Raw genomic sequence first — 1,407 nt, 5'->3', positions numbered from 1 at the left:
CGCCGTGAGCAGCTCCGCGGCCGACTCGCGGTCGACCGTCGCGCCGTAGCGCGCCGTGGCCGGGGACGCGGCGACCAGCTGTGCCACCGTCGCCTCGGGAGCCGCGTCCATCGACGCGCGCGGCGCGAGCAGCCGCGTCCACGCCACCGGGGTCGGCGCACCGCGCTCGCCGAGCACCGTGACCACCGCCTCGCCCGTCGCGAGGTCCTGCAGGACGCGCTCGAGGTCGTAGCTCGAGGTCGGGTACGTGCGCGCCGCCGCGCGCAGCGCCTTCGCGTCGTCCGGGGTGAACGCCCGGAGCGCGTGCTGCACGCGGCTGCCGAGCTGCCCCAGCACGTCGGGCGGCACGTCCTTGGGGCTCTGCGTGACGAAGACGATGCCCACGCCCTTCGACCGGATCAGCCGGACCGTCCGCACGACCTGCGCGAGGAAGTCGTCGGAGGCGTCGGCGAACAGCAGGTGGGCCTCGTCGAAGAAGAACACCAGCCGCGGCTTCTCGGGGTCGCCGACCTCGGGCAGCACCTCGAACAGCTCGGCGAGCAGCCACATGAGGAACGTCGAGAACAGCGCCGGCCGGTCCTGCACGCCGGGCAGCTCGAGCGCCGACACCACGCCGCGCCCGTCTGCGGCCGTCCGCAGCAGGTCCTCGACCTCGAACGCCGGCTCGCCGAAGAACGCGTCGGCGCCCTGACCCTGCAGCGCCACGATCTCGCGGAGGATCACGCCTGCCGTCGCCTTCGACAGCCCGCCGATCCCCGCGAGCTCCGCCTTCCCGTCGTCGGACGTCAGCCACTGCAGGGCTGCCCGCAGGTCCGCCAGGTCGAGCAGCGCGAGACCCTGCTGGTCCGCCCAGTGGAAGACGAGGCCCAGGCTCGACTCCTGCGTCGCGTTGAGGCCGAGCACCTTGGCGAGCAGCAGCGGCCCGAAGTCGGTGACGGTCGTGCGGACCGGGACGCCGTGCCCCACGCCACCGAGCGCGTAGAGCTCGACCGGGAACGACGCGGGCGACCAGTCCTGCCCCAGCGCGCGCGTCCGCTCCGTCAGGCGGTCCGACGCCGCACCCGCGACCGCGAGCCCGGTCAGGTCCCCCTTGACGTCCGCGACGAACGTCGGCACGCCCGCCGCCGACAGCTGCTCCGCCATCAGCTGGAGCGTGCGCGTCTTGCCCGTGCCCGTCGCGCCGGCGACGAGCGCGTGCCGGTTGAGCAGCCCGAGCGGCACCCCGACCCGCGCCGACGGCACCGGGGTGCCGTCCTCGACGAGCACGCCGAGGTCGAGCGTCTGGCCCGCGAACGTGTAGCCCTCGCGCACGGTGCGCACGCGTTCCGGCTCGCTCGCGTCCGGTTCGCCTGCGTCCTGCTCGCCCGCCTCGTGTCCGCCAGCGTCCTGCCCGCCCGCGTCCGGACC

Annotated in this window: 1 protein-coding gene; it reads right to left on the bottom strand. The window is 75.0% G+C overall.

From position 1 onward, the window contains the following. Positions 1-1,320 (bottom strand): helicase HerA-like domain-containing protein (locus HGA02_RS19030; RefSeq protein ID WP_168680930.1); only part of this gene is annotated, 1,320 nt, incomplete at its 3' end. Positions 1,321-1,407 lie beyond the last annotated feature (87 nt).

The sequence above is a fragment of the Cellulomonas septica genome, assembly GCF_012396155.1.
Taxonomy (GTDB): Bacteria; Actinomycetota; Actinomycetes; order Actinomycetales; family Cellulomonadaceae; genus Cellulomonas; species Cellulomonas septica.
This window is presented reverse-complemented; position numbering and strand designations above follow the sequence as displayed.